The following is a 24486-nucleotide window of genomic DNA, read 5'->3' on the forward strand; positions in this document are numbered from 1 at the left end:
GATTTACGGGGTTATTTCTCTTAATGGATACAGTTGGCGAATTAAGCTTAGACCTTTGTTTAAGGCATCAATTGCACGACAGACGCTTAGAAGAAGAACCTCTACTAACCGCCTTACTGAATTTGGGGCTCTTAGATCGACTAAAACGACATTAAAACTAACGGTCAAAGGACTGTTAAAACTAGAATCAGATGTGGTTGCAAACACCTTTTGGTGTGGATAGAAGCATAAAGCCCCCACTAGAAGTAGTGAGGGCTTTATCGTTGTAGGTTAGCTGGATTCCTCCTTCTTAAGAAAATTCTTTAGCGGTCCCTGGACAAACTGATTTGGTCTCCAGTGATTAAAGCGTTGCGCTAAAAGATCCACATACTGATCCGCTGCCGTTCCAGCCAGAAAGTTTACAATATTGTTGACCAGATCTGGTTGACCAGCTAAGTTGATCGGATTGATCGCGATCGGCGCCGAAACGAATATCAGCTTCAACCATTTAAAGAGACTACTATTCGTAAACGGGGTCATTTCAACGAACTTAATGTATTCATTAATAATGGAATGGTCTCCATCATCTGGCATCTCGCTTAGCCATTTTCTAAATTGTTGGGCGTGACGATAAAGATGCATGAAGTCGGCAAACGTTTTCATTCCTAAGTCAATAGCGTCTGCTATTGAAGGGCATTCTGGAATCACGAACTGATGAAACTCGGTTATAACCTCTCCGTTATTAGCTTGATATTGATCCAGATTTAAAATGGCTTTCTGGACTATTGATGCATTTGATTCTTCAGCGGATAATTCAGATTTAAAATAGGATGACACGTCCACGTCCTGAATGGCAGCTGAAGCACGCATCATAAAATTCACTCCAAAATCTTTATAGCCTTTGATGCCCGACTTTTCTAAATGCTTTTCGAATTGGCTAAGGTCGAAATTGGTTTCTGTTTCGAACGTGAACTGGGTTCCTATTTCTTCAATAGCTGTGCTTTTGGGAACGGGATGAAGTTGAAACTTTAAATCGGTAGGAATGGGATACTCTTCATACACCGATCTGACGACTTCACGAAAAGCCTTTGATGTAAATTGCTCATCAATTAAAAAGCCTCCAACCAAATCAAATTCATATTTATATTCATTCAAAAAGGGCATTAATTGTTTAACATATTGGCTACACTTATAGGCGCTTCTGTATACTCCGTATAGAGCTTTATACAGTGTAGTTTCAACATTGTGATTCACTACTTTATAAATGGCATAATTCAATCGAGCCGTCCTAGGTGTCTGATTTGAACCGAAAAACTCAAGATTGATGTGTAAGCTTAATGCGCCGGATGACAGTAATTCGACTAGATGCTCTACTGAGCACTTTCGAATTATTTCCTCCAGTTCAATTCGGGAAATAACGGCATCTACTTTGCCATAAAATAACAGGCATTCGGCCAAATGGCCTATTGTAAAACGTTGATTTTTACGTGAACTGGCATGAAGATTTATGGCGATAGAGTCTAGCATGGATAAAAATGATTTAGCTTTTTTGATTACCTATCAACTAAGTGATCCGTTATAGCCCAGTTCCCTGTTAGAAGCATAGTCCTGCGCGCTGAGGTTTTTTTTCAGAAATTTATCCATTCTCAAATCGTTACGCTCCAGAACGTGCGACGGAAGAGATAGATACGCTTTGCCTCGTCAATACCCCGTTTTTGTTCGACTGCCCGGACGTTTTCCGGTAGCCCTTCTAACCACACCTCAAAATAGACGTTCAGCTCGGTTCTCAGGATCGGGCGTGCCTGTTAATTGACGCTCAAGCCATTCTAAAGTGGTCTCTTCGGTATCGCCCAAAAACTGTTTGAATTGCTTTTGATAGCAATAGATGGCATTACCCAGCCGGAATGTTTTGGCCATAACTCGCGCATGTGGTCGGGCAAGCTGGCCAGGACTTTCGCCTGCTTTACGTTACAGGATTCAATGGGATGTCTCATAGCTGATCTATATAGTGATAATTATATTATCAGCAGACAGCTGCCATTTGTCGGTGACAGTATCCCAAATGAAACGCAAACCTATCTCTGGACTATTCATCAACTCAATAGGCAATATAACTTCGGGCGTTTCCCCACTATTAGGAAGCCTATCAAAAGCGTGTTGAAGCTCGCCCAATGAAATAACTAGTTTACGATTTGGCATAGAGTTAAGAGTGTTTAAATGTATTCAAATAAGTCTCATTGTTTACTTCTCAGATGGTGGGTCTATTTTGCTTTCGTCTCTATAGATATTTGCTTGATCTTGAGTGACAAACTTTTCGGCAAAGTGAAATCGATTCATTGAAAAATCTGATTATATCCAATCCAGACTGTTCTGCTAACCTACTACTCGTCTACCATCAACTTCATATCCTCCTGAAGCTGATGGGGAATTTTGATGTAAAACTTAATGAACGTACCCGCTCCGTTCATTTCGATAGTCACATCATAACAACTCATCTTGGGAATACTTAATCCACGCTGTAACGCACTAACCAATAACGCATCTTCGGCATTGTTATGAGGTCCTCCCGAAAAGAGTACTGCTCAAAGATTAAGGATCGGTCGTTCATTTGTTGGCTTTCCCTTTCCATTACATCTGGGGTTAAGCCACCAAGAGAGCTGTGGGTGTACATCGTCAAGCCGTTGAATAATAGTCAATTAATTACTCTACACGAAAGTAATGTACCAGTTATTTAGGATAACCCGAGTTTCCAACGTTGATATGACTGGGGAGTTAGGCTTACTTGTCGCCGGCAAATGGGTTTTAGTGAGTTAATATTATTGGTCGCCTGGTTGATCAAATAAGGGTATGGGCTTTGGCTTTGACCGTTTTCGGGATACTGCGCTTATAGGTTCAATAATGGACTGAGCCTTCAGGGGCTGGGTCAATACTTCGAACGACGCTATGCTATCCAGTTCGGGACGAATATGGGCGTACAAGGTGTAAAGACCAGCCTGCGATTTAAGCCCAAACCGTGCCAGATATTTATCGATTTGTTTGCTTTGGTACGGATGATCCCGTCGGATATGATCGGTGTCAACAAAAATGATGTTATACCGTGGTTGATTGATAGTACCGGTTCTATCTTTCTGCGGATTGAGCATGTGTTCCTGCTCATTGGCAAAATCCCCCTCCTCATTCAGGATAAACTTGTAGTTGAGCGTTACATACTTATGCACCCTTTCGTAATTAGAGATGGCCATTTCAATCGTATCAACGTGAGCCATTAGTTCCTTCCAGGCTGCTTGTTCCGATTGCCAGAGCGCGATGTTGGCTTTGGCCTGGGTCAGCTCCGATCCGGAGAGTTTATGCAGTTTGCTCCGCATCCGATCTTCTTTGGCACCCAGGTCATTGAGGTATAACTGGATCCGGTCAATTTTCTCATCCCTGGGTAGGTCTTTATCTTTAATCACCCAGAATTTATGCTCCTTAAAGAAGCTCATACGGACGGCGGGACGGCCGAAATTGACGATTTTGATGGAACGGCAATCAAAATCCGTAAAGCGGGTAAAATACGGCTGGTAGGCCGCATCCACAAAATGAATGGTTCCGGTATCGGCCCAGTCGCCCTCAATGTCCCAGCTATCCCGGTCCGCTCGTAGTTTGGGAACCTGATTCATAATTTGGGTCAGATCCTGGAGCATGAGCGCGTAATAGGCCGCGTCATAGTGTTTTCTTTTCACCTGTGGCATAGTAATTATCGAAATTTTGCCGAAACGTCACGGTCGGCCATTGCGGGCTCGGCCTGTTTGTTTGGCTATGGATTAATTACTTATTTATTTAATAAAGTAACTGTAAAAATTTAAATGGGCTGTTACGGATAAATGAGTCTGTCGGTCGGCCGCTGCCGTCACTTCTCTAATTCAGCTGCCATATGTAAGGCTCGTTGTACATCCTCCCAGTATAAGCCGCTTTCATAACCGTTGTTGAGCCGCCGGGCAGCCGGCGCTGTCACAAATCTCCAAGAAGTCGTTGGCTGATTCGAATCGTCGCTGCTCCTCTAATTGTTGCTTATCTGGCTCGATGCTTGAATTGTCTACTGATTCCATTAAGGGTGAAAGGCAATTTCCTAAGACAAATATCTATATATTAAGTTTCGTTTGAAACGAAACTTAACTATTTGTTTGCTAACCTTCGGTCGAAGGTTATTATTTTTTGTCTCCAATCAATAGTCCTTTTTTAGTTTTTTCACCCTATAGGCCTTTTGATCTTTTATAATAGAGGAGAGAAAATAATAAAAATCTTTTAAATAATGATTTAGATATGATAATAATAGGTTCCGAAATAGTTTTGCTAAAGCCTGATGATCAAGTATTTACAATGTGGATAACTCGTCTATTGTAAGGAATTATAGTGATTCGGTAAGGAATTATAGTCGGGCTGTAAGGAATTATAGTTTTGAAAGTAAGGGATTATAGTCACAAATCGGCCCTACTGTAAGGGATTATAGTATCCTACTGTAAGGAATTGTAGTCGTGATAAAATTAATAAAATGCAATTTTCAATTGGTTCGTTTTATTGCTGGACAGGTTAAGTATAGGTAATGAATCAATAAATTTAACTATGGTAACTGTTTGACTTTAAGAAGTTTAGTATTCAGAATCGGTTATTTTCAGTACCTTTTTGTAGCGTTACTCTGCAAGGATGACAATGTAATTACTTCCATAATGTAGCCTAACTATTTAATTATCAGATATATACTACCCTTACTGTAAGGAATTATAATCATAGCTTGATAAGAACTTTATGAGTTAGCCGAGTCTATATAGCCGCCACTGATCTACAAATTTCAAGGCTTTAGTTTCCCAATAGGTAATAATCAATCGTCTGTTTATCAAACGATTATGGTTCTATTGTAAGGTCATATAGTAGTCTATTGTAAGGAATTATAGTCGTTTTAAATACGCAGAAATTCAGGGCATTAAGTGGAAAGACAAGCGAAATGAAGCGATGTACGGCAATAATTAAATGAAATTTCTAAAAAAAAATGTTCAATAGTTTGATATACAGTAAAATAAATATTTTTTTAAATTCTATTGTAAGAAATTATAGTCATTCAAAATATAGCTAATCAAGCCTTTATGCATGGTAGGATGCGTTTCACGTTGCCGAGCCTTTAACCGTTATTTTATATAAAGCGTGTGAACTTTTATTTATATATCATTTAATAAATTATAATATTAATGTAAGTACTTTTTTTGGGTTGCCTTACAATTTTCAGTAGATTTGTCCCGATTAGTAAAGTCAAGTTACACAGCGTTAAGCAGATGGCTAAGATTTCACAGGACCCGGCAGTTCAGGAGCGTGGTACTCAGTTAACTTTAGACTTTGTTTCAACTACAGTTTCTTCTTACCCTAAACCTGGTAAACCTACTCCCGCAACTGTACCACACTCCTCCAATACGTTGATTCGGGAGCCATTACTGTTACTGGAAATTACCAAAAATTTCTCTCTGCTGGAACGTAGGCTTTATATTCTGGTACTGCGTGAGCTGAAAAATCTTCAAAAAATTGAGCGTGAGCAAATTCAGCCATGGACGGAGTTACGTTTTCAGTTTCATTATTCAGAAATCATTAATGGTCACACAAACGCCTCAATCAAAGCGCTGGTTGATAAAATACGTATGCGAGACATAAGCTGGACTGATCATGATAATCAAACCTACAAAAGCGTTGTAATCTTTCCGGAAACGGAGTATCAACGCAATAAAGGGACGATTATGTTAACCATGTACCATAAGGTGATACCGTTATTTCTAGATTTGAGCCGTGGTTTTTCCACCTACCAACTTGAACTGGCACTCGCCTTAACATCAGACTATGCCCAGGTTATTTATCCATATATCGCTCGATTCCGTAAAACAAAAGTTTGGCGAATAAGCATTGATGAATTCCGTCGGATTGTTCGCGCAGAGGACAAATACAAGAACTTCGCCCATCTTCGTCAGAACGTAATTGATCCGGCTCTAGCGCAAATTAATGCAATGACGGACTACAAAGTCAAGGTGAAAACAAAATTGCAGGGTCGAGCCATTATTGGCCTGGAATTTTCAATCAGCTACACATCAACGTTAACCGAGCCGGAAGAAGTTGTTAGCAAAGAGGATATTGCGCAGCAACTTGATTTTATTCTCGGAATGGAACCCACAGCCGCTGCGGACTACGTTGCCCGCGAACTTTCTTACTATTCCAGTTTGACTCAAGACCAGAAGAATCAGATTCTCGCTGGCGGAGAGAAGTTAATGTCTTTTCTACGGGCTAATTTATATGTGCAGACGGGCAACGTTAACAATCCAGATGCGTACATGGCTGAAGCGGTCTTTCATTTTAAGGATAAAGGCAGAAAATCCAAAGAGTTGGTGTACGACGCTCAACCCACAGGAAGGGTCAAATAATGGACCCATTATCAGGTCGCTAACAAGTTTCGGCCTGGCCGCCAGAGCAGTAAAACTCAATTGAATATTGGTAAGATTCTGATTAACAATAGTATGTAAGCTGGCCGTTTGATTACTTTTGAAAGGGCGATTTGGCGAACGTTGTTATTTATTTAACTTAGTCAAACGCATCTTACTTTCACGTATCATGAAGCCCTCTGAAGAAACCTTTCTATTCAAACAACTCTGTCAATTTATTACCTCCACTTTAAGTCAATCTGACCGCTATTATGAATTTCCAGAAGTGGCCAGGAAGCGGATTGTTTCTTTTTTAGCCGCCTGTCTGATGGTTATCATCTTAGCTACCGCCTGGGGAATTATGTACCTGGTAGCCAATGTACTGCCAGATAATCTATTAGGAGCTGCTCTATATACTAGCGCCCTTTATGCAATGGTATGCGCTAATTTCTGGGTAGCCTGGCTGGTACTGACGCGCTTATCTATCATGATTAATTATCTGCCCAGTAGCTACGGACCGTTTTTGATCAGTGGGGTCATGCTGATGTGGCTGATGTTATCAGTGAGTGATAGTTCTAACACTGATTTGAATCAACATGAACGCTATGTGTTGGTGCTTGCTTGGGCGTTAACCTGTTTACGGCCTGCTTTATTTGCCCGCGTATCCCCCAACCAATAAATAACCAGACTGCACGGGGTAGCAAAGAAGGGTGTCTAAAAAAGGAACCGCTACAGAACAGACAATTCATTATGGCCAGGAGAAGACCCCGATCCCCTTTATCACCAGGCAAAGGGTTTGATGGCGGAGCCAAGATCATGGGAACGGTTCTGATCAATTCTTTTAAGATAGGCAAGGCCCTAACGAAAGCAGGTCAACGCTCGATGGCCAGGTCGACCAAATCAGCTGCTTACAGGAGGCCCTCAACTCCTCGTTCTAAAAGTTCGTCCAGTATGGGTTCATGGTTAGTACTGGTATTGGCCATTGCTCTATTCTTTTTCTTGATCCTTGGGTAGTTCTTCGGAGAGGGCCGGGGCCATCTGAGCGGACCGCCTCGGAGTTGCGCTCGGCTTGGCCTGTGGTGGCCCGGTCATAAATGCAACTACATCCCTAAAAATTAGACTTTGATTTGTGCGATAGCAATTTGATCGGACCTAAAATATAATTTAAATTTCATTTAAATTAAACTAATTTAATCGAATTAATAGTACTTTTAATCACTTAATCTGCCAGACGTTAAACCGCTGGTTTGCGTTGGCGGATATGGTGTGGATAGAATCAGAAAGCAGGATGATAGTATTATCCTGCTTTTTTTTGCGACCCAACAATTTTAGACTTTCATGACTGTATATCGCAGTTGAATGCAACCCTGGAGCTGCTGGTATCCATTGTGCTTAAGGTAATCCACTGTCCATCCTTCACATTGTGACAGGTCTTCTAACCTATCATCTGTTAGACTGCCGACTAACTCTACAGGCTTTTGTAACACCTTAACTATAAGGCGCTCGCCCTGACCTACCACTTTCCCCGACCAGATTACCAGTAATTTCCCCGGCTGAAGCCTTAAGAGCGCCTGATAATGCTAGGGTGTTTTTTTATACCATTCTTTCTTCCGTAAGGTGGCGGTTCGTTTACCCGCTTTGACCGCTTCGAAGGTAGTCGTATAGGCCGCATAATCAGGCCGTTGCTGGCCCTGATACGCAAAATATATGGTCAACTGCAGACGTACCCTAGGGAGTGCCGGAATGAATTCTGAGCCAGTAGTCATAATATGAGTCGGCCGGTTTCTGAAAATTATGGCGTTAAAAACGACAAAATATTAGGATGTAAGAATATTTAAAATTTATTTTAATAGTCACAAAAGAAATGAATTTTAGATAATGGAACTGGCTCAACACTGGCTTATCGGTATACTGCTACTTCTGCTGGGGATATGGTTACTTTGGGTCTGGTTTGGCTTCGAACCCGATTTGACCAAAAACCCCAGGAGTTTGCAATTTGCCAGCTCAGCGGCTTACTCTGATTTCCTGACCCTGGCTAAACCTAACCTGAAAGCCCGGCGTCTGAGGTTTTTAAAACAGGTAGACTATCCCATTTTCGTTGAAATTGTCAAGCTTGGCTTTCGCCGTTTGGTTACCGACGATCTACAGGTTGAGCTAGCTACTGACAAATTAGCCTTCACTGTTTTTGCCCTAAAAGGGACTAATGGGGAACGGATGCTGGTTGCCTGTTGCCAAGGTTCCCTCCGCAAAAACCCTACCTGGGCCAACGAGTTCGGCCACCTGTGTCAGCTCAATCAAGTCGGTGGTCTTTTTATCCATCTGGGGGTGACCAACCGCTGCCACACGGTACACCTTAGCTGTGCCTGCTCGATACACCTACTATCGGGCAGCCGCCTGATCAATTTACTGACTCGTCAGGATAATCGATTGGCCTGGCTCTTCCAAGTGCTGGAAACAAACCTATCTACGCCTATATCAGCCCGTATTACCACTTAACTAGCTATATAATGAAATCCAGCTCACTTACCCAAAACCGGCCTTACCGGGTCTGGCTTTTTAGATTGGTTGCCATCGTTCTGTTTTGCCTGCTCGGGGGGGTAAGCATTGCGCATTTTATTGTCCATGTGTGTGCCAAGCAGCATCCTGCCCCACCTGCTAAACGCCCTGTTCAGACGCTTTACCGGATTCACTTGACTTTTTAACCAGGGTCGTTTGACCACTAGATCCGACGACTATGGATTCTCTACAGGAAAAATTTGATGTGTTGAAGCAGTTCACGGAACGGCAGTTAAACAGGGCTGATACAGTAATAAATCGATTTATCAACGAAGGGCTATTTCTTTCGTCGACTTCGCCGGTTGAGGTTAAGCACTCGGCTTGGAACGTAGGCAATTTTCTGAAGTCCAAACGCAGAACGCTCGAAAACCAAACAGAATACGATCCGGCAAACGCTTTCTTACTACGCTATCAGGTAGCGCAGTTTCTGGTTGACCTAACCCAACTGGCCTATGATGAGAACGAGTGTATTGACCACCTGAAATCAATGATAGCCAAAGCGAAACCAACCGTTCAACGCTATTTTGAAAACGATGGCAGGCGGGCCATACCGGCCCATCAATTCAATTATACCTTAAGTCGTTACGCGTACCTGGTATTAAACCGATGGCTTGTATCTGATTCACCTGAGCTGGACCAAATGCTGACTGAGTTGGATACCCGCTCGCAAAATGACGATCAGGTAGATTTAGCCGTTGATTTGTCAACGAATACTATTGATGCTAGCTACGAATCAGCGCTTACATCCATAGCCGACTGCATTGAGGTCGCTTTCAATGAGCAGAATAAGGGTAATTCTGTAGACTGGGATTCTCTAATCCTGGCTAATCAAAATTTTACTTCATTGCTTCAGAAGGCAACTGCAGAACCAGTATCTGAAGCAAATGAGTATTCTATTTACGATTTATCAGGGGAAATAACCCATCGGGATCATTTAACAGACGAAGTTCCCATGGATGAGATTGTTTCCAATAATCAGTTAAATACATATTCCCGAAATCAGTATTTAGATCGGCTTAAATTAACGGATTCTGAATTACTTACTTCATTACCTACCCGTGAGGTTAAGCTATGCCCCGAGTGTTTTGGCCGGTCGCTAGTCGAGCGTAAACGACCGGTAAACGAGATGACAACGTACTGCCAGACCTGCCGTACACGCGTCGAAACGGTTTATGGACCTTATTATTACCAATCCTACACGGCTAATCCAGCGGTTGCCATTACTCGCCATCGTCAGTTTTTAGTCGATCGGCTGCAGACCCGCTACTTCGCTCCGGAGGTGTCATACAAGTCGACACCTTCATCCCAACCTATAATACCTCCGGCTTCGAAGGCTTACTTTTTTAGCATTGCGATCATCGATGAGGAAACCTATAAAGGCTTGGAAGCTAAATACAGTGAGTTTCTAGCGGATTATGCCCAGCGAATTCCGCTCAACCGGGTCAGTCCAGACCGGGTATCTATTCAGATATGCTCAACAGGGGGTAGCGTTTTTCAGGTAAAGCGACTGATTAGCCTGATCAATTCCCATAAGAATTATACAACAGTTACTGGCGACGTACTCTACAGTGCAGCCTTTCGACTTTATTTCTCATTGAACTGCCCTAAATCACTGGCCTCACACGCTGTTGGTATGTTTCATTTAGCCCGCACGGTTGAATACGTGCTGGAGAGCGGAAAAGTACTCGACTGGTCGGATCAAACCCATAGCGATGAATCGCTTGCTTTCTGTCGATCGCTGGGCCTGAACGGCCAACAAATTGCAACGATTGCTGAAGGAGGAGACGTGTATTTCGGTCGATTTGAATTAGAGCAGCTCGATAAGATATCTGCCGGTAAGATGGCTCAGTCCTAAACACATTCGCACCACCTTCGGACCTATTGTCCGTAGGCCGAATACAGTCGTTAAAATTCGCTAGTTATGGAAGCGCTCAAAAAGATAACCTATTATCTCCATCCTGATGATGAGCAGCCTCGTCCAGGACAATTCTTGGTCACAATCAGTCGAAGCCGCAACCGACGGCCCCAGACGTATGATGGTGTGCTTTCGGTCATGCTCATTAAAACGGTTCGAAAAATTCGTCACAAGCTGATTAGTGATTCCCAGGGGTACGCCCTTGAATTACATGATAAACCTGAATTTAAGCCGCTTACGGTTGTTGAACGGCTGAGTGATGGGGTTCAGATCTGGGTACGTGGTGAAGAATCCTTGCCTTGTTTTTGGCTACCCAGGGGTAAACCTACATGATTTACCAGCAGCTGCTTACTAAAGCCCTGCTGTCTACTCGTACCCCAGTTGTCAACGTACCACCTCATAAAACAGCATAATGCTGAATAAAAGACCTTTATGAAAACATTGCTTTTCCTTTTTTGCGCCGGAACCCTGGGTTTTCTTGGCTACATGGGCTATATGTCAAATCCATCTGAAAAAGCGGATCACCATGCGGCTAACTCAGTTGCCTATAAACCATTTCGATACAGTAAGGCTGCTGCCTCTTATCTGTATTCTCCTTCAGGTAGTACCCTTACTACCGAGTCTGATCTAGTTTCAGCAACGATTTTTCCAAATCACATTAAGCTCTCCAGAAAGGATAAATATCAGTTTAAGGGGTTATTCGATTTGCCTAAAGAAAGTTTTACCTACGTCGCTAAATGCTTAAGCCAGGACGATCTCAACCGGCTTATACTGTACGGGATAACACTCATTCGGCAACAACCCCAAAAAGCCAACCAGTATGCCTCCCGACTTTCGGTATGCCATTTGCTGCATAAATCGCTACCCGAAGAGCTTGCTCAGCCGTCCGATGTAATGTCTGTACCCTCTAACCAAACCCATTATCTACCGGGAAGCAGTCCGTTACGGGGCGTAGTCGGTGGTACTGATGTAGTAGATTTATTACCAGGCTCGACCTTTATACCCTATAAATCACTGATTGATTTGCTTGGGTCTTTACTAATCTTTTTCTACTACTGTACTACAGGTTTATGCTGTCTGTTGGTGGCTGGGTTTGTCGGGTATCACCTCATGCATTTACCCTGGCAGCAATCAATAAGCCTGACCTTGTCTCCCCGTCCCGAAGAATTTTTCGCTCCTAACAGGGAGACTTCTCAGGATTCAGCGAATCCGCCAGGCTAAGAACTTATTAATCACTACACTCCATTAACGTAGGGCATAATCAAACATACAGGGCAAATTTCCGAACGCCCAACGGCTTAGTCGTGATTTGATCCCCGTATCTAACTCTATTAAAGATAAAATCGACGAGACCTATGTTTATTAATCTGAGGTTTTTCTGAACGGTGGTCTGGGAGGAAGGAAGGGGCTAAAAACGGCTCTTTTTGCGTTCAATAATCCCGTTCAGTTTGGTAGTTCATTACTTTTGACCATTTCTTGCTTTTTATGTACTATTGGGCTTTAAAATATTCCTCCAATGAGCTGAGAACAATCAAAATATATCAAATACGCTTCGTTGAAAAATCGGAGGAGTTGGGCAGACCAGATTAATAAGTCTGGCAGCCACGAGTCAATGGAAGTGATAGCTAAGCTAAATCAGGCTATTCTTTCTCGTCAGCTTTAGCTTTATAAGTTTGAATTAAAAAGCTTGCCATACTACCAGCTAAGTTAACAGCTAGTTCAGCATGTCTTGCTGATGGTTTTGCCTGTATGCTACCTTTTCCATGAGAATCACTTAATTTATTCCTAATAGATCCAAGCCCAATTACAACTGATTTACATCCCCCCAATATTTGTTTAAAAATAGATTCAGTATGTTGGCTAGGTGCTAAGTTCAGACTCTCAGCGGCTTTATCATACAATTTAGATAAGTCTGCCTCATTGTCATATTCAACGCTTTGTTTGTCAAGTATATGCTTGCAAACTGACTCTATTAGAGTTCTTGATGAAGTAATTGCCGCTTCTGGATCATCGAACCGTCTTTGTAATGCTTTTTGCCATTGTAGGTTTACGTATTCAGCATTGAAATCGTTGAGCGTACTACTAACAGATTCGTCATTTGGGCTAATAAGCGCATTTGAGTTTCTTTCCAATAGCTCTAAAACAGGTTTGAAACTGTCCCAGATGAAGTTTCGCCTTTCTTCGTACGACCCAAATTTATTCTTAATAAACTGCCAAAATTGCCCTAATGACCTGTTTGTATTTAAGTAAGAAGGTAAAAACCTGTTTATCAATTGATTAGTTGACAATTCATTTCTTATATTCCTATAGTCAGAGTCAGCCGCATGCCCACCGGTTGCCCGCGATATAAGCATATTTTGTACGTACTCAACTTTGTCATACAGTTCTTTCGAGTTCATAGCATTATGGACATAATCAAACAAACCGAGCAAGCTTCCCAAGGCTATGAAACCCATACCTAACCCACTAAAATAGACATGATGTCTTTATGTCCATACTACTAATCTTCACTAGTTTTTTTTACAATTTCAGGATTAGATTTCCTTACAATCTCAGGAATTGTTGTTGCAAGTGACCTCAAGATTAGAGGAGCAGAAAGGCCTACATGGAAGTAAACCATTTTATTGAGTTTCTGGGTCGTTTCATCAAAATAGACATAACCCAATATCGCACTCAAGGCTAGATTGAATACAATAGCTAAATAATATGCTACGGATCTAAAATCTGGGCGTCTATCAGGTGGAGCAGAGAGCGCATCAATTAAATTTAACAGTTGAAGGGTTGCACCGCCGAGTAAGCATAAATAAACAGAGTGTGGAACTTGCATAATTTAATCAATTCTATTTTTAAATGCACCTATTACTTTATCAACAAGTGGAGCTTTATCCCGAAATAGTTCTCGCGAAGTATACAATGGTTCGCCTTGTTTTACTCGGTATGACGAACGCACAAAATCTCCTGATGAAGTCACAATTGCTGCAACCGAAGCTGAATCTATTTTAGTAGAGTTCGTAATTTCTTCTAGTGTCTTCCAATAATCCTGATCTTGTGTCTCAAAAAACTCAAGGATTATTCTTTTTTTATCTTCAAGTATCTTATCCATATGAAATGTCGTTACAAGGTTCGTTTAAAATCAATCACTGCTTGTCGCTCCCAGTTAATAAAATTTTGAGGATCAATCCAAAACTGCTTCCAAGCTTGATTCAAAAGTTTATTAACCTTATCATTTGTGCTGCTTGTTGCTAGTTGACAACCAATTTGTTGTATACCTATGTAGCAATATTCTGCGGCTCTTTTTAAGATTTTTTCAGGAAAAGCTATACTATAATCATCGGTACGTTTTTGCCCAATAATTTTCACAAACTCATCCCACTTTTCTCTAATATCAGTAGCTTCTTGTTTAAAACCAAGTATTTCTAAAGCTAACAGACAACACCGCATTCGCGCATCGCTAGCAGGATGAGTAGTGATTACCTGCGTTGGCGTTTTATAAACCTCCCAAGACATTTCTACACACATGTGTAAGTTAGACCATAAATAAGCGGGGCCTAATGTATATGTCGCAAATAAATCACAAAAGAACTCCTCTGCCCATTTTTCTAACCAAGAATCTTTATAGGTATAAATTGGATCTTTTTCACTTATTCCTAATTTATTAATTTCTCTCCTTTTTATCTCATCCTCAAAATGCTTTCTAACTTCCAACATAAAGTAGGCTAAGTTATTTTTAAAAGCTTCTATCTTGGGATTATCACGCTCAATAAGTGGATGCCCTAGTTCATGATAAAGGTCTGGAATATGTAATACAAACTCTGATTCCAAAAGAGGAATGCAGATTAAGCCATAATCGGAATAAATGTGATAATATTTTTGGGATAAACACGATGCTACTGGAGGAGGTAAAGGATAATTTATTTCCTTACATATTTCGTGAACGAGTTTATTTACAAAGTCATCATCATCGGTTTTTCGGCTCATTGCTGCAATGACGACATTCTCTATACTCGAAAGCACACCCGACAGTTTCTTAAATTTTGAGAACTTCGATTTAAGATTTTTAGGATCACTGTAATCTGAATCCACTAAAAGGAGGTCAAGCGCATCGATTATGACACCAATCTCTGTGTTCGCAAAATTCGCAAGCGACGCAAAATGTATGCCTAATGTCCTTGCTCCGGGGATTTTAATCATCAACGCTCTTCCTTTCCCAATTGCTTCTCTTATTGCGCCGTCAATATATCTTACCATCTATTCGCCCATAATTTTTAATAAAGCTTCGCTATTCTCCATATCCAAGATATCAGTAAGAAATTCGATCTTGGGCAGAAAGGCATTTATGTTGTTTTCCTCAATTTCTGTCATAATTGATTCCAGATAATGTCTATAGTTTTCATTTGTTGATCGAAGTTCCCTTTCAATAATATTTGATAAGACTAGAAATTGCGGTTGATGATTATTTTCATCTTTTAATTGGTTGATAAACCCAACTAAAAGATCTTTTTGCCCCTCCTCAATTTCCTGATTAATTCTTGCCTTTACAACGAAGTCATTTAATAAATCAAGGTATTTACCCGTGATTCGAAAGGTGTTGGTATTTAATCCAATGCTGCTCATAGTCTTAAGGTTTAAAAATCAACTGATCTGAGAATATCTAAGGAATCTAAGTCAAATTCTTCGCCTAGGGTATTAATCCTGCGATCGGTAATTTTTATAGTAATTGGAAATCGCGAACAATCGTCAGGCTTTGTATAAGCTAAACAGGACAGAAAATACAGATCTTGTAAAACCTTTTCAAAATCCATCTCGCCTGAATTATATTTGATGTATAAGGGTATTGAAGTTCCCTGATGCCGGAACTCCCGCCCAGTTGTACATAAAAAAGCCTCCCGTTTATTAATCATTACATAAGACCCTATTTGTGGATTCAACACATCTCCATTGTCATCCCTTACCGTATTAATGTCAAATTTTTTAGTAACCTCAAAGAGTCGGAATGGAACAATTGAGTGCTTGGGTATTTCCACAATATTGACAGAGCAGTTTGCTGATATCACCTTCTTTTCTTTCAGAATTTCTATAGCCTGCATAATCCCATCCTTTTCTGGCTGGAAAAGTCTGCCATCGCGATGAAAGACAAGTTGCTCAATCGGATAATCAAGATGTTTTTTCAAGTGCGTGATGTATTGCACAAGCATCTTGATCATTAGGCTTGTACTCAGTCTCTCTTTGTTTTTTGATTTTTCAAACCGGGTTAATATGTTTTTAGAGTATTTATCCACAAACGTAAAGCCGGCAATTTGTCTCTTGACGTCAATGCCTATTGTCAAGTCAGCATTTAAAGGGGAGTGCAAAACATAGGGCCAGCGCTCATTATTTAACAGAACTTGATTTACAGCAACACCAAACAAGTATCCTTGATATTTTTTTTCCAGTTCGTGTTTTACATGATACGTGCTTTTACCGTTAGAACTTCTGTATGCAAAACATTCTTCTAGCGTCTCATTGTGCATGATGCTCGCAGTTAGCGTGTGTTCCTCTAAGCATTCAGATACTACTAAAGCAGCTAATTTATCATGTTGCCGTTTGACACGCTCGACATCAGATGGTAGCATAACCAAAGCATAACCCCCTTTTTTATCCTTGACTCGTTCCTTGATTTTTTTCAGGATTTCAAAGCCAATAGCAACTGAATCTTTCTTGTTTCTATTATCATAGGTAATAATCTCTGGATCCCAACCAATTTCGCTGGGATGCATACGATTAACTAAACTTATCAAGTGCAACAAGAAATAATCTTTGTTACCATACATGTTAAACACAGTTTCCGGAACAACGAAATATTGTTTTTCGAATGCAGCAACAGTGTAGAATCCTTTATCGGTCAATAAAGCTTTCCTAGTTTTACCTAGTGCATTCATCGATACTACCTGTGCATCCTGAAGGTTACGGTTTACAGTTAATAATGTATCATCTCCAAAGAGTAAGTCCGGACTCCTAAATTTTTTCTTAGGCACCTCAAGGGGTTCTGGGTTGATTTTTAGTTTTATACCCCCAAACGAGATGTTTTTAAAATACCGTTGAAAAGCGGCTCGGATAAGCCTTCTTCTATAAAATGGATCAAGAATAGATAGTTTATGCAGTTTGCTTACTCTAGGGTCCTCTGTGTCGAAAACTTGGTAGCAAAGGCCTGCTATAACTCTCCTTTCTTGATTATCATTCGTCTTATAAAGTAAAACGGAGGCATTATCCGGTAATTTGGCTACTTCAGGTGGCATTGATTGGCCGAATTTTGAACGCACATCTTCCAATAATGTGACTACAGCCCCGTCCTCTGGTCGCTGAAATTTAAATTGTGTTGCGTTCAAATCACTGAACTGATCGGCCTTGATTTCGTATTTTTGATTACCGTATTGATAGATGAAATGCGGTCTTGATCCGCCTAATCGTTCAAAATCACGTCTAGTTAGATGAACATTTAGAGGACCTTCTGACACGTATTTTTTGGTTACATCAATCGAGAAGCCGAACCCACCCCTTGGTAATTCAACTACTCGTGCAAAGAACCCATTATAAATGGAAACGCCATTCCTAACTTTATATGGATCTTGACTGAAAAAAGCATCACCAGAACCGGGTTGCCACAGGTTCGACAGCTTATTCAATTCGGTTTGCAGATCAAATTGCAGAAATCTTATAACGATTTCTCTAACTGCTCTATAATTCACGAAATCGATTGGGAACGATTCATCAATTCGTTTTAGATAGACAATGTTATCCCGTTTTATCAGAAATTCTGCTGGCACTTTATCAATTATTTCTGCTTCATCGCGGACGACTAAGAAAGGTTGATTATCCCTAATGATAACTGTTGCCGGATGCTTCAATGCATACGATAATTTCTTGATGATATACTGAATGTTGTTGTCATAGTCTTCATCTGAATCGTGCAGACCGCTGATCTCAAACAAAACATAGTTTGCTGATAACTCATGCAGGTTTTCTATAGAGAAAACATCGGTTTCGTATTCCTCAATATGATGCTGGTATCTTTGCATAGTCTTTTGATTTACAGATTGTTTTGAGTGAACAGGTGTGACAGTTTTCTACATAATAGGTTGTTTCAAAGTTTTCGGGATCAACTTCTCCATATTTTTTATGGCAACCTTTCATGTACATGTCAATAATGCCTTTTGACATCTTATCGTTAAGCTCTTCCAGTCGGTCCTTGGTAACCTCATAATCCCTTCGGATACGCTCAGGGTGCAATAGTTGATATTCTGTTAATCGATAATCATAGATTGAATAAGTACCGAGATTGGCAGGAAAATAACTATGAGGCTGGGTTGTTGCTACTTTGTAGAGTGCTACTGCATAGGCTATTAACTGCTCGTCATAGGTGTGAATACCGTAGGTATGCACTTTCCAATCAATAATATGTGGCGGTCGATCAGCAAAGAAAACAATAAGATCAGGTTTTGAGGAAACAGGCAACCCACTGAATTGATAATGCAAAGACCGCTGACTTGCCAGAAATGTTGCTGATTGGAGATATGTTATGAATTCGGTATCGTCCAGCAAATTGTTTAGTGCAAAGTGAATGTCGTTTCGCGCACTATCCAGAATTTCCTCGCTGTAATCCAGTCCGAACTCATAATTGATCAAGGCGGCAAAATCTTTGTCTGTAAATTTTCTACCCGGCTCCCGGTACTTTTGGAATGCTGCGTATTCCAGTTGACTGTCAAATAGCTGGTCTGCCTCTTTTAACAAATAAGCTCGATCAATAGGATGCTTTCTATTGATTGTATTTACCAATTGACGACTAACAACCTCATCAACAATTTTCCCTCTCCAGGCTTCTACAGTGTCGAGCTTGGAGAGAATCGTAACTTCTCTGCGAAAAGAGTCATTCTTAACCCGTCCATCAGCGACAATATGCTTAAGGTACCATTGTAGCTCGCACCGCTGAAAAAGCTTATATCCTGTGTGGGTGAACATGCTCTTTATTTTTTACGAGATCTGATAAATTTCAAATAATTCAAAATCTCTACCTCCTCTTCCTCTGTAATTTCCCCGATACGATGGGCAGCGTTAACCTCCGTCTTTGCTTCCCTTTCTTGTTTTTTGGGCATAGGGTAACCTACTTTTTCCATTAAGATCTCATAGCTTACTCCATAAAATGTAGCCAATTTATGAAGCGTCAGAGGTGATGGCTGTTTGATCTTTCCAGACTCTAATTGGCTTAGGTAAGCATTAGAAACGTCAGTTACTTTTTCTACCTCCCTTAATGTTAGCTGCTTTGATTCTCTCAAAGCCCTGAAGTATCCACCGTAATTCTCCATCAGTCAATTTTATAGCTTAGTTTGCGCAACTGCTAAGTTTTGCAAGCAAATTTAGTATTCTTTGCTAAGTTTTGCAAGCAAAAAGCAAAATTCTTATATGTGTCTAATAATCAGACGTTTATTTGTATTATCTTCTTAGATAAATGCTTAGTGCTTGTAGCTGACCCATTGAGAGCCTACCACCTACTATCGGACGCAGCTGCGCAATCGAAGAGGATGGCATTTCGTCTAAGTGTGGAAGTAGTTCATCGAGTATTTTTTGGGGTATTATGTCAACTAGATTTATTTCTCCTGTCGGTAAATACGATGCGAGGTGATATTCGATCGCGGGAATGCCTAAAGACCTAGCTGCGGCAATCTCTGGAATCGATTTGCCCATTTGAAAAAATTGTAGACTTTGAGCTTCCGTCGGCACAGAGCCAGAGAGTTGCGGCAGATCTTGTTTAATCTTATCAATCAAGACTTGTTTTGTATAGGCCTCAACTGTATCAATGGGAGCATAAGAAATTTTCTCGCCAATCCCCTCAACTACCTTTTTGGCTAAAATAATGCCTTGAGCTTTGTTCTGAAAAAGCCGGATTTTGCTTTTCACAAGATTAACCTCTCCCCGAAATATAAAGTCATCTTTATTCTTTTTTACAAAATCCTTCAACGGGTCTATACAAGTCGCATTAATCTCCTTAATAAAGTAGCCCTCAGCTTGAGCAACACGGCTGCCAAGTGCTTGCCAGTCTGGGTGTCCTTCTACAACAATCCGTTTACTAATCTCTTTGGAAAAACTAGAAGCATATCTGTCCAATCGTTCTAAAGGTTCTCGCAAACTCTTAAAAGTCGGATTAAGAAGTATGTTTTGTTCAATGGCGACCTTTAAAGATTGCCAATTAAATGTATTCAACAGCAAATTCTTTATATAAGCTTTCTTGCCTTCCAGAAGGAACATGTTTAATGCAGTTATGTCCTGCCCTCTCTGAAATACTGATTCTACTACCGGCGGTTTTATAATGGCCGATAACGGAATTCTTGATTTGAGAAATAAACCCTCAATGGATTTGATCCGGCTGAGAGCAACATAAACTTGCCCGGAAGTAAATGCATCGGCCACATCAATAACTGCTTTTTCAAAAGTTAGCCCTTGGCTTTTATGAACAGTGATCGACCAGGCTAACTTTAAAGGAAATTGTCTGAAAACCCCAAGTATCTCTTCTTTCAGGATATAACTTTCTCTAGGAACTGTATATGAAACATTTGACCAAGTTTCTCTTTCCAAAACAACGCTTATACTGTCGTCAAACTTTACGCCAATTTCATTATCACTAATGGCGGTAACTAAACCAATTTTGCCATTAAAGAACTGTCTGTTGGCAGAATGATCATTTTTTATAATCATTACTCGACAACCCAACTTCAAATTAAGAACCCTGTCCACGGGGAATCGATCATCTGAAAATTCACCACTGATTTCTGCTGTAAAGCTGTGAACAAGGCCTGGCAAGCGGCTCATTTGCTGTTCATTGAACTGTAAAGCATGGCGATTATGTGTTGTTAAAATAATTGCATTCTTTTCAGTCCAATCCTGACAATACATCCCATTAAGCTGATCCAGTTCATTACCTGATAGATTCCCCTTGCGTATCGCGTTTAACAAATCAATGAAAACAGGATCAGACTGACGATGTACTTCGGTCAGTTCCAGCATGAGTATATCTAAAGTGGGGCACACTTTGGCATCGGTAAAATATAAGCTTGGATACAAACCCTGCAATAGTTCAGCGTCCTGCTGATTTTCAACTGGTGGTAGCTGAAACATATCGCCAATAAAAACAACTTGCAAACCGCCCAACGGCCGCTGTACCTGTCGCACCTCTTGAAGCAGATAGTCCATGGCATCTAGCACATCCGCGCGCAACATTGACACTTCATCAATAACCAGCAACTCTAATTCACGTAACAGCAATTTGGAATCCCCAGTAAGGCGAATGTTCTTTATAGCTGCATCATCCAGTAGGCGCAATGGTAAACCAAAAAGTGTGTGGATAGTAGTTCCACCCGCATTAATGGCAGCTACACCCGTAGGGGCTGCGATAGCCATTTTCTTATGTGTATTCCCTTTTAAAAACTTGAGAAACGTAGTTTTACCAGTTCCTGCTCCGCCAGTTAAAAATACATTCCTGCTTGTGTGGTTAATAAAGTCTAAAGCAAGCGTACCTATATCATTAAAAATTCTATTCTCCATTTGTCTTGTAGCAAAGAATCATCAAAAGAGATAAGGCGACCTTTCAAAGCTTGAAAAGATAACTTTACGTAAAAAGTAAAATCAACTCGATTAAAATACTAAATAAAAAAATATTTTTCGATTTATGTGATTGATAAGAAATAAGTGATTTAATAATCACTAAAGAGCTGAGGTGTTTTATTAGTAGCTATCTTTTTATTTTTAATATTAGTATTGGTATTTTTTTTGGGTTTAGGCTTTTTGCTCTTCTCACTAACAGCATTGATGGTATTTAATTCGACTTTTGCTTCAGCCTGTTTTTTATTAACTACCGAAGTATTGTTCTTTATATTTATATTGTTATTGTTTTCGTCAATGCATAAGTGTTTTTTAATAAATGATAAAAATTTAAGTCTCTCATCTATTCTAAGAATAGGATGACCATACAAATCAAAATTAGCTATATTTAATGGTTCTACTACAAAAATTTCGTATGAGTAACGATTCTGGTTATAAAATTGCCTTAATTCCATGAGTAGCCTTCCAAGGGCATTAACTCCATAAAGAATATTAGGATTTTCTTTGTCGCGTATCGCACCCCAAAAATCGTCTTTTTTACTATCTTCAACTATTGGTTTATCCTGTGTTGTTTCAAGTAGTCTACCGAACTCAATAAAATTCTGAGCTAGTTTTACTCTTAAGCACCAACGCATTATTTTTATTCGAATACTATCCCATTCATCTCTTGTATGTTCTCTGAATGGCTTAGATATCATCTTAGCCGTCATTGGACTTCTTTCTTTTATAATCTTTTCTTGAATATCAAGACGATCTGGGAATCTACAAGCTTGATATAAGGCTTCTGATGACAAAATATGAACGCCGTTCACGATCAGTGGGAAACCGGAAGCCATATTTGATAGGCCTCCATATAGTTCCTTTGTCTTCCTAAAAACACAGCATTCATCTGCATAATAGAGTTTACCTTCGTGTTTTCTTGACGTCTCCATAATCGTATACGTTAAAAAATACTGTTACCACGCTTAACCTTAAACAAAGGGATGAAACCTCCACCTAAATACCAAAAAACAAGTGGGGTATTATTAGGAACATTTCTCCAAGTAAAGCATAATGTGCCAAATCCAAAATTTTTATGTGATGGAAGCGAAAAACCTAGAGTACGCATATTAGATACATTTACAGCAGAAGCATTTAAAATCTCTATTCCTTTTTTTAAAAATGCATTTTCAACTGTAGATCTATTTTCGCTATTCGTGAAAAGAGATTCATTATTCGGGGTTCCAACTGTACGATAAAATTCATCCACGCTAGTACCATAGCCCTTGCTTTTGGTATATTCATCAACTAGTTGCATTACTTTATTCTTATAAATGTGAACTATCTCAGGCTGGTTAGCTTCAAGAGGCCAAATAATGTCTAGAGTTGAATCTGGATTATTATGTACATCTAATTCATAATACATACAGTGCTTGTTGGATATATCCTGAGAGATATTATGTTTCATTTCTGCTTTCTTCTTGTAATAATTTTTAACATGTATAAACATATATGCAATTACAAGAATAGTAGAATTATCTGACACTGCTTGTTTATTGCTTTTACCCGCAGAAAACTCTATTTCAGACCAATCTTTTATATTCCTTACTAACGTGTTACCTGTACACAATATATCATCTATATAAATAGAATATTTCTTTGACACTGTACCACAATCGGTAAGTTCCATATTATATGTTTCAAATATAAAGTCGTTAAAAAGCTGTAACATTATCTTTTGGCTTTTCCCTTCGGCTTGTAAATCCAAAAATGTAGAATTTCTTAAAAATTCTACGGGAGAATCGCATTTAAAATGCTTTGTTAATTCTTCAACAATAGATTTTAAGAATTCTTTCATCTTATTTTTTGAACAGTATCTTTTTACAAATATTTGCTGCAATTCTTGGAGGATTATCAATCGATCAACTTCATCAAACTGATTAATCCAACTCTGAATTCCATCTTTTGTAATTCTAACTTCTATTGAATCTTCATCCGCACGATAATCTTCTAATGTTTCGTAGATACTTTGTATTAACTCTTCCATTTTATATGTGGTTATTTAAGCGACAAAGCATTCAGAAGAATATGCATACTCACCTTGGGTATTGCTACGTAGGCCATCCATCTAATCGTTTGACACTCATGGCCAAAAATGCCTGACCACGTCGGGTACGGTAGCCCATTTGATTCAACCGATCAGCGATGGCCCTATATGTTAAACCCTCTTTGCGATATAGACGAATCAACTCCGCAGCTTGCCGATTAGCTAAATTATCCTCAGCATTAGTCTGGCGGATGACTAAACCTCGATGAGTCACTTCGGGGGTAATGTTAGGCATACCTAGCTTGTGTCCCTGAGCTTTCTTAGCGGCTAAGGCAGCTCGGGTCCGTTCACTGATCAGCTCCCGTTCATGTTGAGCTAATACAGCCATGATGCCTACGGTAAGGGTGTTGGCATCGGGAATATCACAAGCCACAAAGTCGACTTCTGAGTTACGCAAGGAGAAGATGAAAGACACATTCCGACTGAGTCGGTCTAGCTTTGCAATAAGTAAGCGCGCTTTATGCTGTTTGGCATGAGTGATGGCTGCGGCCAGTTGAGGTCGATCAGCTCGCTTTCCCGATTCGACTTCAACAAACTCATCGAGTAAGACATCGCCCACTTTTAGAAATCGTTGAACAATGTCCTGCTGGGCCGAAAGCCCTAATCCACTTTTGCCTTGGCTAGCTGTCGAGACTCGGTAGTAAGGAACGTACTTCATTCGATTTTATACGTATATAGATAAGCGTTGAAAAGGGGATAAAAACTATAAATTTCTATTCCCTTTCCCATAAGATTTCCTTTTGCAAGTGTTCCACGGTCAAATATAGGAAAAATCGGGCACTTGTAACATTTTCACAACGTGTGTTGTGAAAATGTTACAAAACTAATAAGTTGGCTATTGGCTCAACATAAGTTACTTATCGGCTTAAATATCTGGAAGTACATTTTTG

At 40.1% G+C, this 24486-nt stretch carries 24 protein-coding genes; 7 read left to right on the plus strand and 17 right to left on the minus strand.

Annotation, left to right across the window (positions count from 1 at the left end; translation table 11 throughout):
- Nucleotides 1-270 precede the first annotated feature (270 nt).
- The 4 genes from BM202_RS26340 to BM202_RS26350 form a co-directional block, all read right to left on the minus strand.
- Nucleotides 271-1506 (minus strand): hypothetical protein, encoded by a 1236-nt coding sequence (locus tag BM202_RS26340; RefSeq protein ID WP_093831831.1) that lies wholly within the window; start codon nt 1504-1506, stop codon nt 271-273.
- Nucleotides 1507-1740: 234 nt separating this feature from the next.
- On the minus strand, nt 1741-1896 hold the full coding sequence (locus tag BM202_RS38365) for a hypothetical protein (RefSeq protein WP_245776794.1): 156 nt from the start codon (nt 1894-1896) through the stop codon (nt 1741-1743).
- Nucleotides 1897-1980: 84 nt separating this feature from the next.
- Nucleotides 1981-2178 carry a hypothetical protein gene (locus tag BM202_RS37385; protein ID WP_093831833.1) on the minus strand — a complete coding sequence of 66 codons (198 nt, stop codon included), beginning with the start codon at nt 2176-2178 and terminating at the stop codon, nt 1981-1983.
- Between the two features lie 617 nt (nt 2179-2795).
- Nucleotides 2796-3710, minus strand: coding sequence for a hypothetical protein (locus tag BM202_RS26350; RefSeq protein ID WP_177236685.1), 915 nt, complete (start codon nt 3708-3710; stop codon nt 2796-2798).
- 1575 nt (nt 3711-5285) lie between these two features.
- Between BM202_RS26350 and BM202_RS26360 the strand changes: the two genes are divergently transcribed.
- Together BM202_RS26360 and BM202_RS26365 are read left to right on the plus strand one after the other, a co-directional pair.
- Complete coding sequence (locus BM202_RS26360; protein WP_093831835.1) at nt 5286-6413, plus strand: replication initiation protein; 1128 nt, start codon at nt 5286-5288, stop codon at nt 6411-6413.
- Between the two features lie 187 nt (nt 6414-6600).
- Nucleotides 6601-7089, plus strand: coding sequence for a hypothetical protein (locus BM202_RS26365; protein WP_093831837.1), 489 nt, complete (start codon nt 6601-6603; stop codon nt 7087-7089).
- Nucleotides 7090-7990: 901 nt separating this feature from the next.
- Here the strand turns inward: BM202_RS26365 and BM202_RS26370 are convergent.
- Entirely contained in the window at nt 7991-8176 is a 186-nt protein-coding gene (locus BM202_RS26370; RefSeq protein ID WP_093831839.1) for a hypothetical protein, read from the minus strand.
- A gap of 112 nt (nt 8177-8288) precedes the next feature.
- Here BM202_RS26370 and BM202_RS26375 point away from each other — a divergent pair, with 112 nt between their 5' ends.
- The 5 genes from BM202_RS26375 to BM202_RS26390 all read left to right on the plus strand — a co-directional run bounded on the left by BM202_RS26375 (nt 8289) and on the right by BM202_RS26390 (nt 12102).
- Nucleotides 8289-8906, plus strand: a complete 618-nt coding sequence (locus BM202_RS26375; RefSeq protein WP_093831841.1) for a hypothetical protein — start codon at nt 8289-8291, stop codon at nt 8904-8906.
- An 11-nt stretch (nt 8907-8917) separates the two neighbouring features.
- Entirely contained in the window at nt 8918-9112 is a 195-nt protein-coding gene (locus BM202_RS36770; RefSeq protein WP_143100761.1) for a hypothetical protein, read from the plus strand.
- A gap of 32 nt (nt 9113-9144) precedes the next feature.
- The gene (locus tag BM202_RS26380) at nt 9145-10821 is read left to right on the plus strand and encodes a hypothetical protein (protein ID WP_093831843.1); all 1677 of its coding nucleotides are present in this window, start codon (nt 9145-9147) and stop codon (nt 10819-10821) included.
- Between the two features lie 66 nt (nt 10822-10887).
- The gene (locus BM202_RS26385; protein WP_093831845.1) at nt 10888-11214 is read left to right on the plus strand and encodes a hypothetical protein; all 327 of its coding nucleotides are present in this window, start codon (nt 10888-10890) and stop codon (nt 11212-11214) included.
- A gap of 99 nt (nt 11215-11313) precedes the next feature.
- A complete protein-coding gene (locus BM202_RS26390; protein WP_093831847.1) occupies nt 11314-12102 on the plus strand; it encodes a hypothetical protein in 789 nt (262 codons plus the stop codon).
- A gap of 419 nt (nt 12103-12521) precedes the next feature.
- Here BM202_RS26390 and BM202_RS26395 read toward each other — a convergent pair whose 3' ends face one another.
- From BM202_RS26395 to BM202_RS26450, 12 genes are all read right to left on the minus strand, one after another.
- Nucleotides 12522-13280, minus strand: a complete 759-nt coding sequence (locus BM202_RS26395) for an abortive infection family protein (protein WP_093832053.1) — start codon at nt 13278-13280, stop codon at nt 12522-12524.
- Nucleotides 13281-13381: 101 nt separating this feature from the next.
- Entirely contained in the window at nt 13382-13708 is a 327-nt protein-coding gene (locus BM202_RS26400; protein WP_093831849.1) for a hypothetical protein, read from the minus strand.
- Nucleotides 13709-13711: 3 nt separating this feature from the next.
- Nucleotides 13712-13984: a hypothetical protein gene (locus BM202_RS26405; RefSeq protein ID WP_093831851.1), complete on the minus strand. Its 273-nt coding sequence runs from the start codon at nt 13982-13984 to the stop codon at nt 13712-13714.
- Between the two features lie 11 nt (nt 13985-13995).
- The gene (locus tag BM202_RS26410) at nt 13996-15129 is read right to left on the minus strand and encodes a hypothetical protein (RefSeq protein ID WP_093831853.1); all 1134 of its coding nucleotides are present in this window, start codon (nt 15127-15129) and stop codon (nt 13996-13998) included.
- Entirely contained in the window at nt 15130-15495 is a 366-nt protein-coding gene (locus tag BM202_RS26415; protein ID WP_093831855.1) for a hypothetical protein, read from the minus strand. It abuts the gene before it with no gap.
- Between the two features lie 11 nt (nt 15496-15506).
- Nucleotides 15507-17936, minus strand: coding sequence for an argonaute/piwi family protein (locus tag BM202_RS26420; RefSeq protein WP_093831857.1), 2430 nt, complete (start codon nt 17934-17936; stop codon nt 15507-15509).
- Nucleotides 17911-18876 carry a PD-(D/E)XK nuclease family protein gene (locus BM202_RS26425; protein ID WP_093831859.1) on the minus strand — a complete coding sequence of 322 codons (966 nt, stop codon included), beginning with the start codon at nt 18874-18876 and terminating at the stop codon, nt 17911-17913. Before BM202_RS26425 ends, BM202_RS26420 begins: the two co-directional genes overlap by 26 nt.
- 5 nt (nt 18877-18881) lie before the next feature.
- Nucleotides 18882-19220 carry a helix-turn-helix domain-containing protein gene (locus tag BM202_RS26430; protein WP_093831861.1) on the minus strand — a complete coding sequence of 113 codons (339 nt, stop codon included), beginning with the start codon at nt 19218-19220 and terminating at the stop codon, nt 18882-18884.
- A 127-nt stretch (nt 19221-19347) separates the two neighbouring features.
- The gene (locus tag BM202_RS26435; protein WP_093831863.1) at nt 19348-21453 is read right to left on the minus strand and encodes an AAA family ATPase; all 2106 of its coding nucleotides are present in this window, start codon (nt 21451-21453) and stop codon (nt 19348-19350) included.
- Nucleotides 21454-21602: 149 nt separating this feature from the next.
- Nucleotides 21603-22442: an NADAR family protein gene (locus tag BM202_RS26440; protein WP_093831865.1), complete on the minus strand. Its 840-nt coding sequence runs from the start codon at nt 22440-22442 to the stop codon at nt 21603-21605.
- An 11-nt stretch (nt 22443-22453) separates the two neighbouring features.
- The gene (locus tag BM202_RS26445) at nt 22454-23536 is read right to left on the minus strand and encodes a phosphoribosyltransferase-like protein (protein ID WP_093831867.1); all 1083 of its coding nucleotides are present in this window, start codon (nt 23534-23536) and stop codon (nt 22454-22456) included.
- A gap of 64 nt (nt 23537-23600) precedes the next feature.
- A complete protein-coding gene (locus BM202_RS26450; protein ID WP_093831869.1) occupies nt 23601-24254 on the minus strand; it encodes a recombinase family protein in 654 nt (217 codons plus the stop codon).
- Nucleotides 24255-24486 lie beyond the last annotated feature (232 nt).

The organism is Spirosoma endophyticum (assembly GCF_900112365.1).
Lineage (GTDB): Bacteria > Bacteroidota > Bacteroidia > Cytophagales > Spirosomataceae > Spirosoma > Spirosoma endophyticum.

What these genes read in the sequence shown, in the direction of transcription:
- BM202_RS26420 (WP_093831857.1), bottom strand. Translation starts at nt 17,936, where the DNA reads ATGCAAAGATACCAGCATCATATTGAGGAATACGAAACCGATGTTTTC.
- BM202_RS38365 (WP_245776794.1), bottom strand. Translation starts at nt 1,896, where the DNA reads ATGGCCAAAACATTCCGGCTGGGTAATGCCATCTATTGCTATCAAAAG.
- BM202_RS26425 (WP_093831859.1), bottom strand. Translation starts at nt 18,876, where the DNA reads ATGTTCACCCACACAGGATATAAGCTTTTTCAGCGGTGCGAGCTACAA.
- BM202_RS26380 (WP_093831843.1), top strand. Translation starts at nt 9,145, where the DNA reads ATGGATTCTCTACAGGAAAAATTTGATGTGTTGAAGCAGTTCACGGAA.
- BM202_RS36770 (WP_143100761.1), top strand. Translation starts at nt 8,918, where the DNA reads ATGAAATCCAGCTCACTTACCCAAAACCGGCCTTACCGGGTCTGGCTT.
- BM202_RS26445 (WP_093831867.1), bottom strand. Translation starts at nt 23,536, where the DNA reads ATGGAAGAGTTAATACAAAGTATCTACGAAACATTAGAAGATTATCGT.
- BM202_RS26365 (WP_093831837.1), top strand. Translation starts at nt 6,601, where the DNA reads ATGAAGCCCTCTGAAGAAACCTTTCTATTCAAACAACTCTGTCAATTT.
- BM202_RS26350 (WP_177236685.1), bottom strand. Translation starts at nt 3,710, where the DNA reads ATGCCACAGGTGAAAAGAAAACACTATGACGCGGCCTATTACGCGCTC.
- BM202_RS37385 (WP_093831833.1), bottom strand. Translation starts at nt 2,178, where the DNA reads ATGCCAAATCGTAAACTAGTTATTTCATTGGGCGAGCTTCAACACGCT.
- BM202_RS26450 (WP_093831869.1), bottom strand. Translation starts at nt 24,254, where the DNA reads ATGAAGTACGTTCCTTACTACCGAGTCTCGACAGCTAGCCAAGGCAAA.
- BM202_RS26360 (WP_093831835.1), top strand. Translation starts at nt 5,286, where the DNA reads ATGGCTAAGATTTCACAGGACCCGGCAGTTCAGGAGCGTGGTACTCAG.
- BM202_RS26435 (WP_093831863.1), bottom strand. Translation starts at nt 21,453, where the DNA reads ATGGAGAATAGAATTTTTAATGATATAGGTACGCTTGCTTTAGACTTT.
- BM202_RS26410 (WP_093831853.1), bottom strand. Translation starts at nt 15,129, where the DNA reads ATGGTAAGATATATTGACGGCGCAATAAGAGAAGCAATTGGGAAAGGA.
- BM202_RS26375 (WP_093831841.1), top strand. Translation starts at nt 8,289, where the DNA reads ATGGAACTGGCTCAACACTGGCTTATCGGTATACTGCTACTTCTGCTG.
- BM202_RS26390 (WP_093831847.1), top strand. Translation starts at nt 11,314, where the DNA reads ATGAAAACATTGCTTTTCCTTTTTTGCGCCGGAACCCTGGGTTTTCTT.
- BM202_RS26385 (WP_093831845.1), top strand. Translation starts at nt 10,888, where the DNA reads ATGGAAGCGCTCAAAAAGATAACCTATTATCTCCATCCTGATGATGAG.
- BM202_RS26370 (WP_093831839.1), bottom strand. Translation starts at nt 8,176, where the DNA reads ATGACTACTGGCTCAGAATTCATTCCGGCACTCCCTAGGGTACGTCTG.
- BM202_RS26440 (WP_093831865.1), bottom strand. Translation starts at nt 22,442, where the DNA reads ATGGAGACGTCAAGAAAACACGAAGGTAAACTCTATTATGCAGATGAA.
- BM202_RS26400 (WP_093831849.1), bottom strand. Translation starts at nt 13,708, where the DNA reads ATGCAAGTTCCACACTCTGTTTATTTATGCTTACTCGGCGGTGCAACC.
- BM202_RS26415 (WP_093831855.1), bottom strand. Translation starts at nt 15,495, where the DNA reads ATGAGCAGCATTGGATTAAATACCAACACCTTTCGAATCACGGGTAAA.
- BM202_RS26395 (WP_093832053.1), bottom strand. Translation starts at nt 13,280, where the DNA reads ATGAACTCGAAAGAACTGTATGACAAAGTTGAGTACGTACAAAATATG.
- BM202_RS26430 (WP_093831861.1), bottom strand. Translation starts at nt 19,220, where the DNA reads ATGGAGAATTACGGTGGATACTTCAGGGCTTTGAGAGAATCAAAGCAG.
- BM202_RS26340 (WP_093831831.1), bottom strand. Translation starts at nt 1,506, where the DNA reads ATGCTAGACTCTATCGCCATAAATCTTCATGCCAGTTCACGTAAAAAT.
- BM202_RS26405 (WP_093831851.1), bottom strand. Translation starts at nt 13,984, where the DNA reads ATGGATAAGATACTTGAAGATAAAAAAAGAATAATCCTTGAGTTTTTT.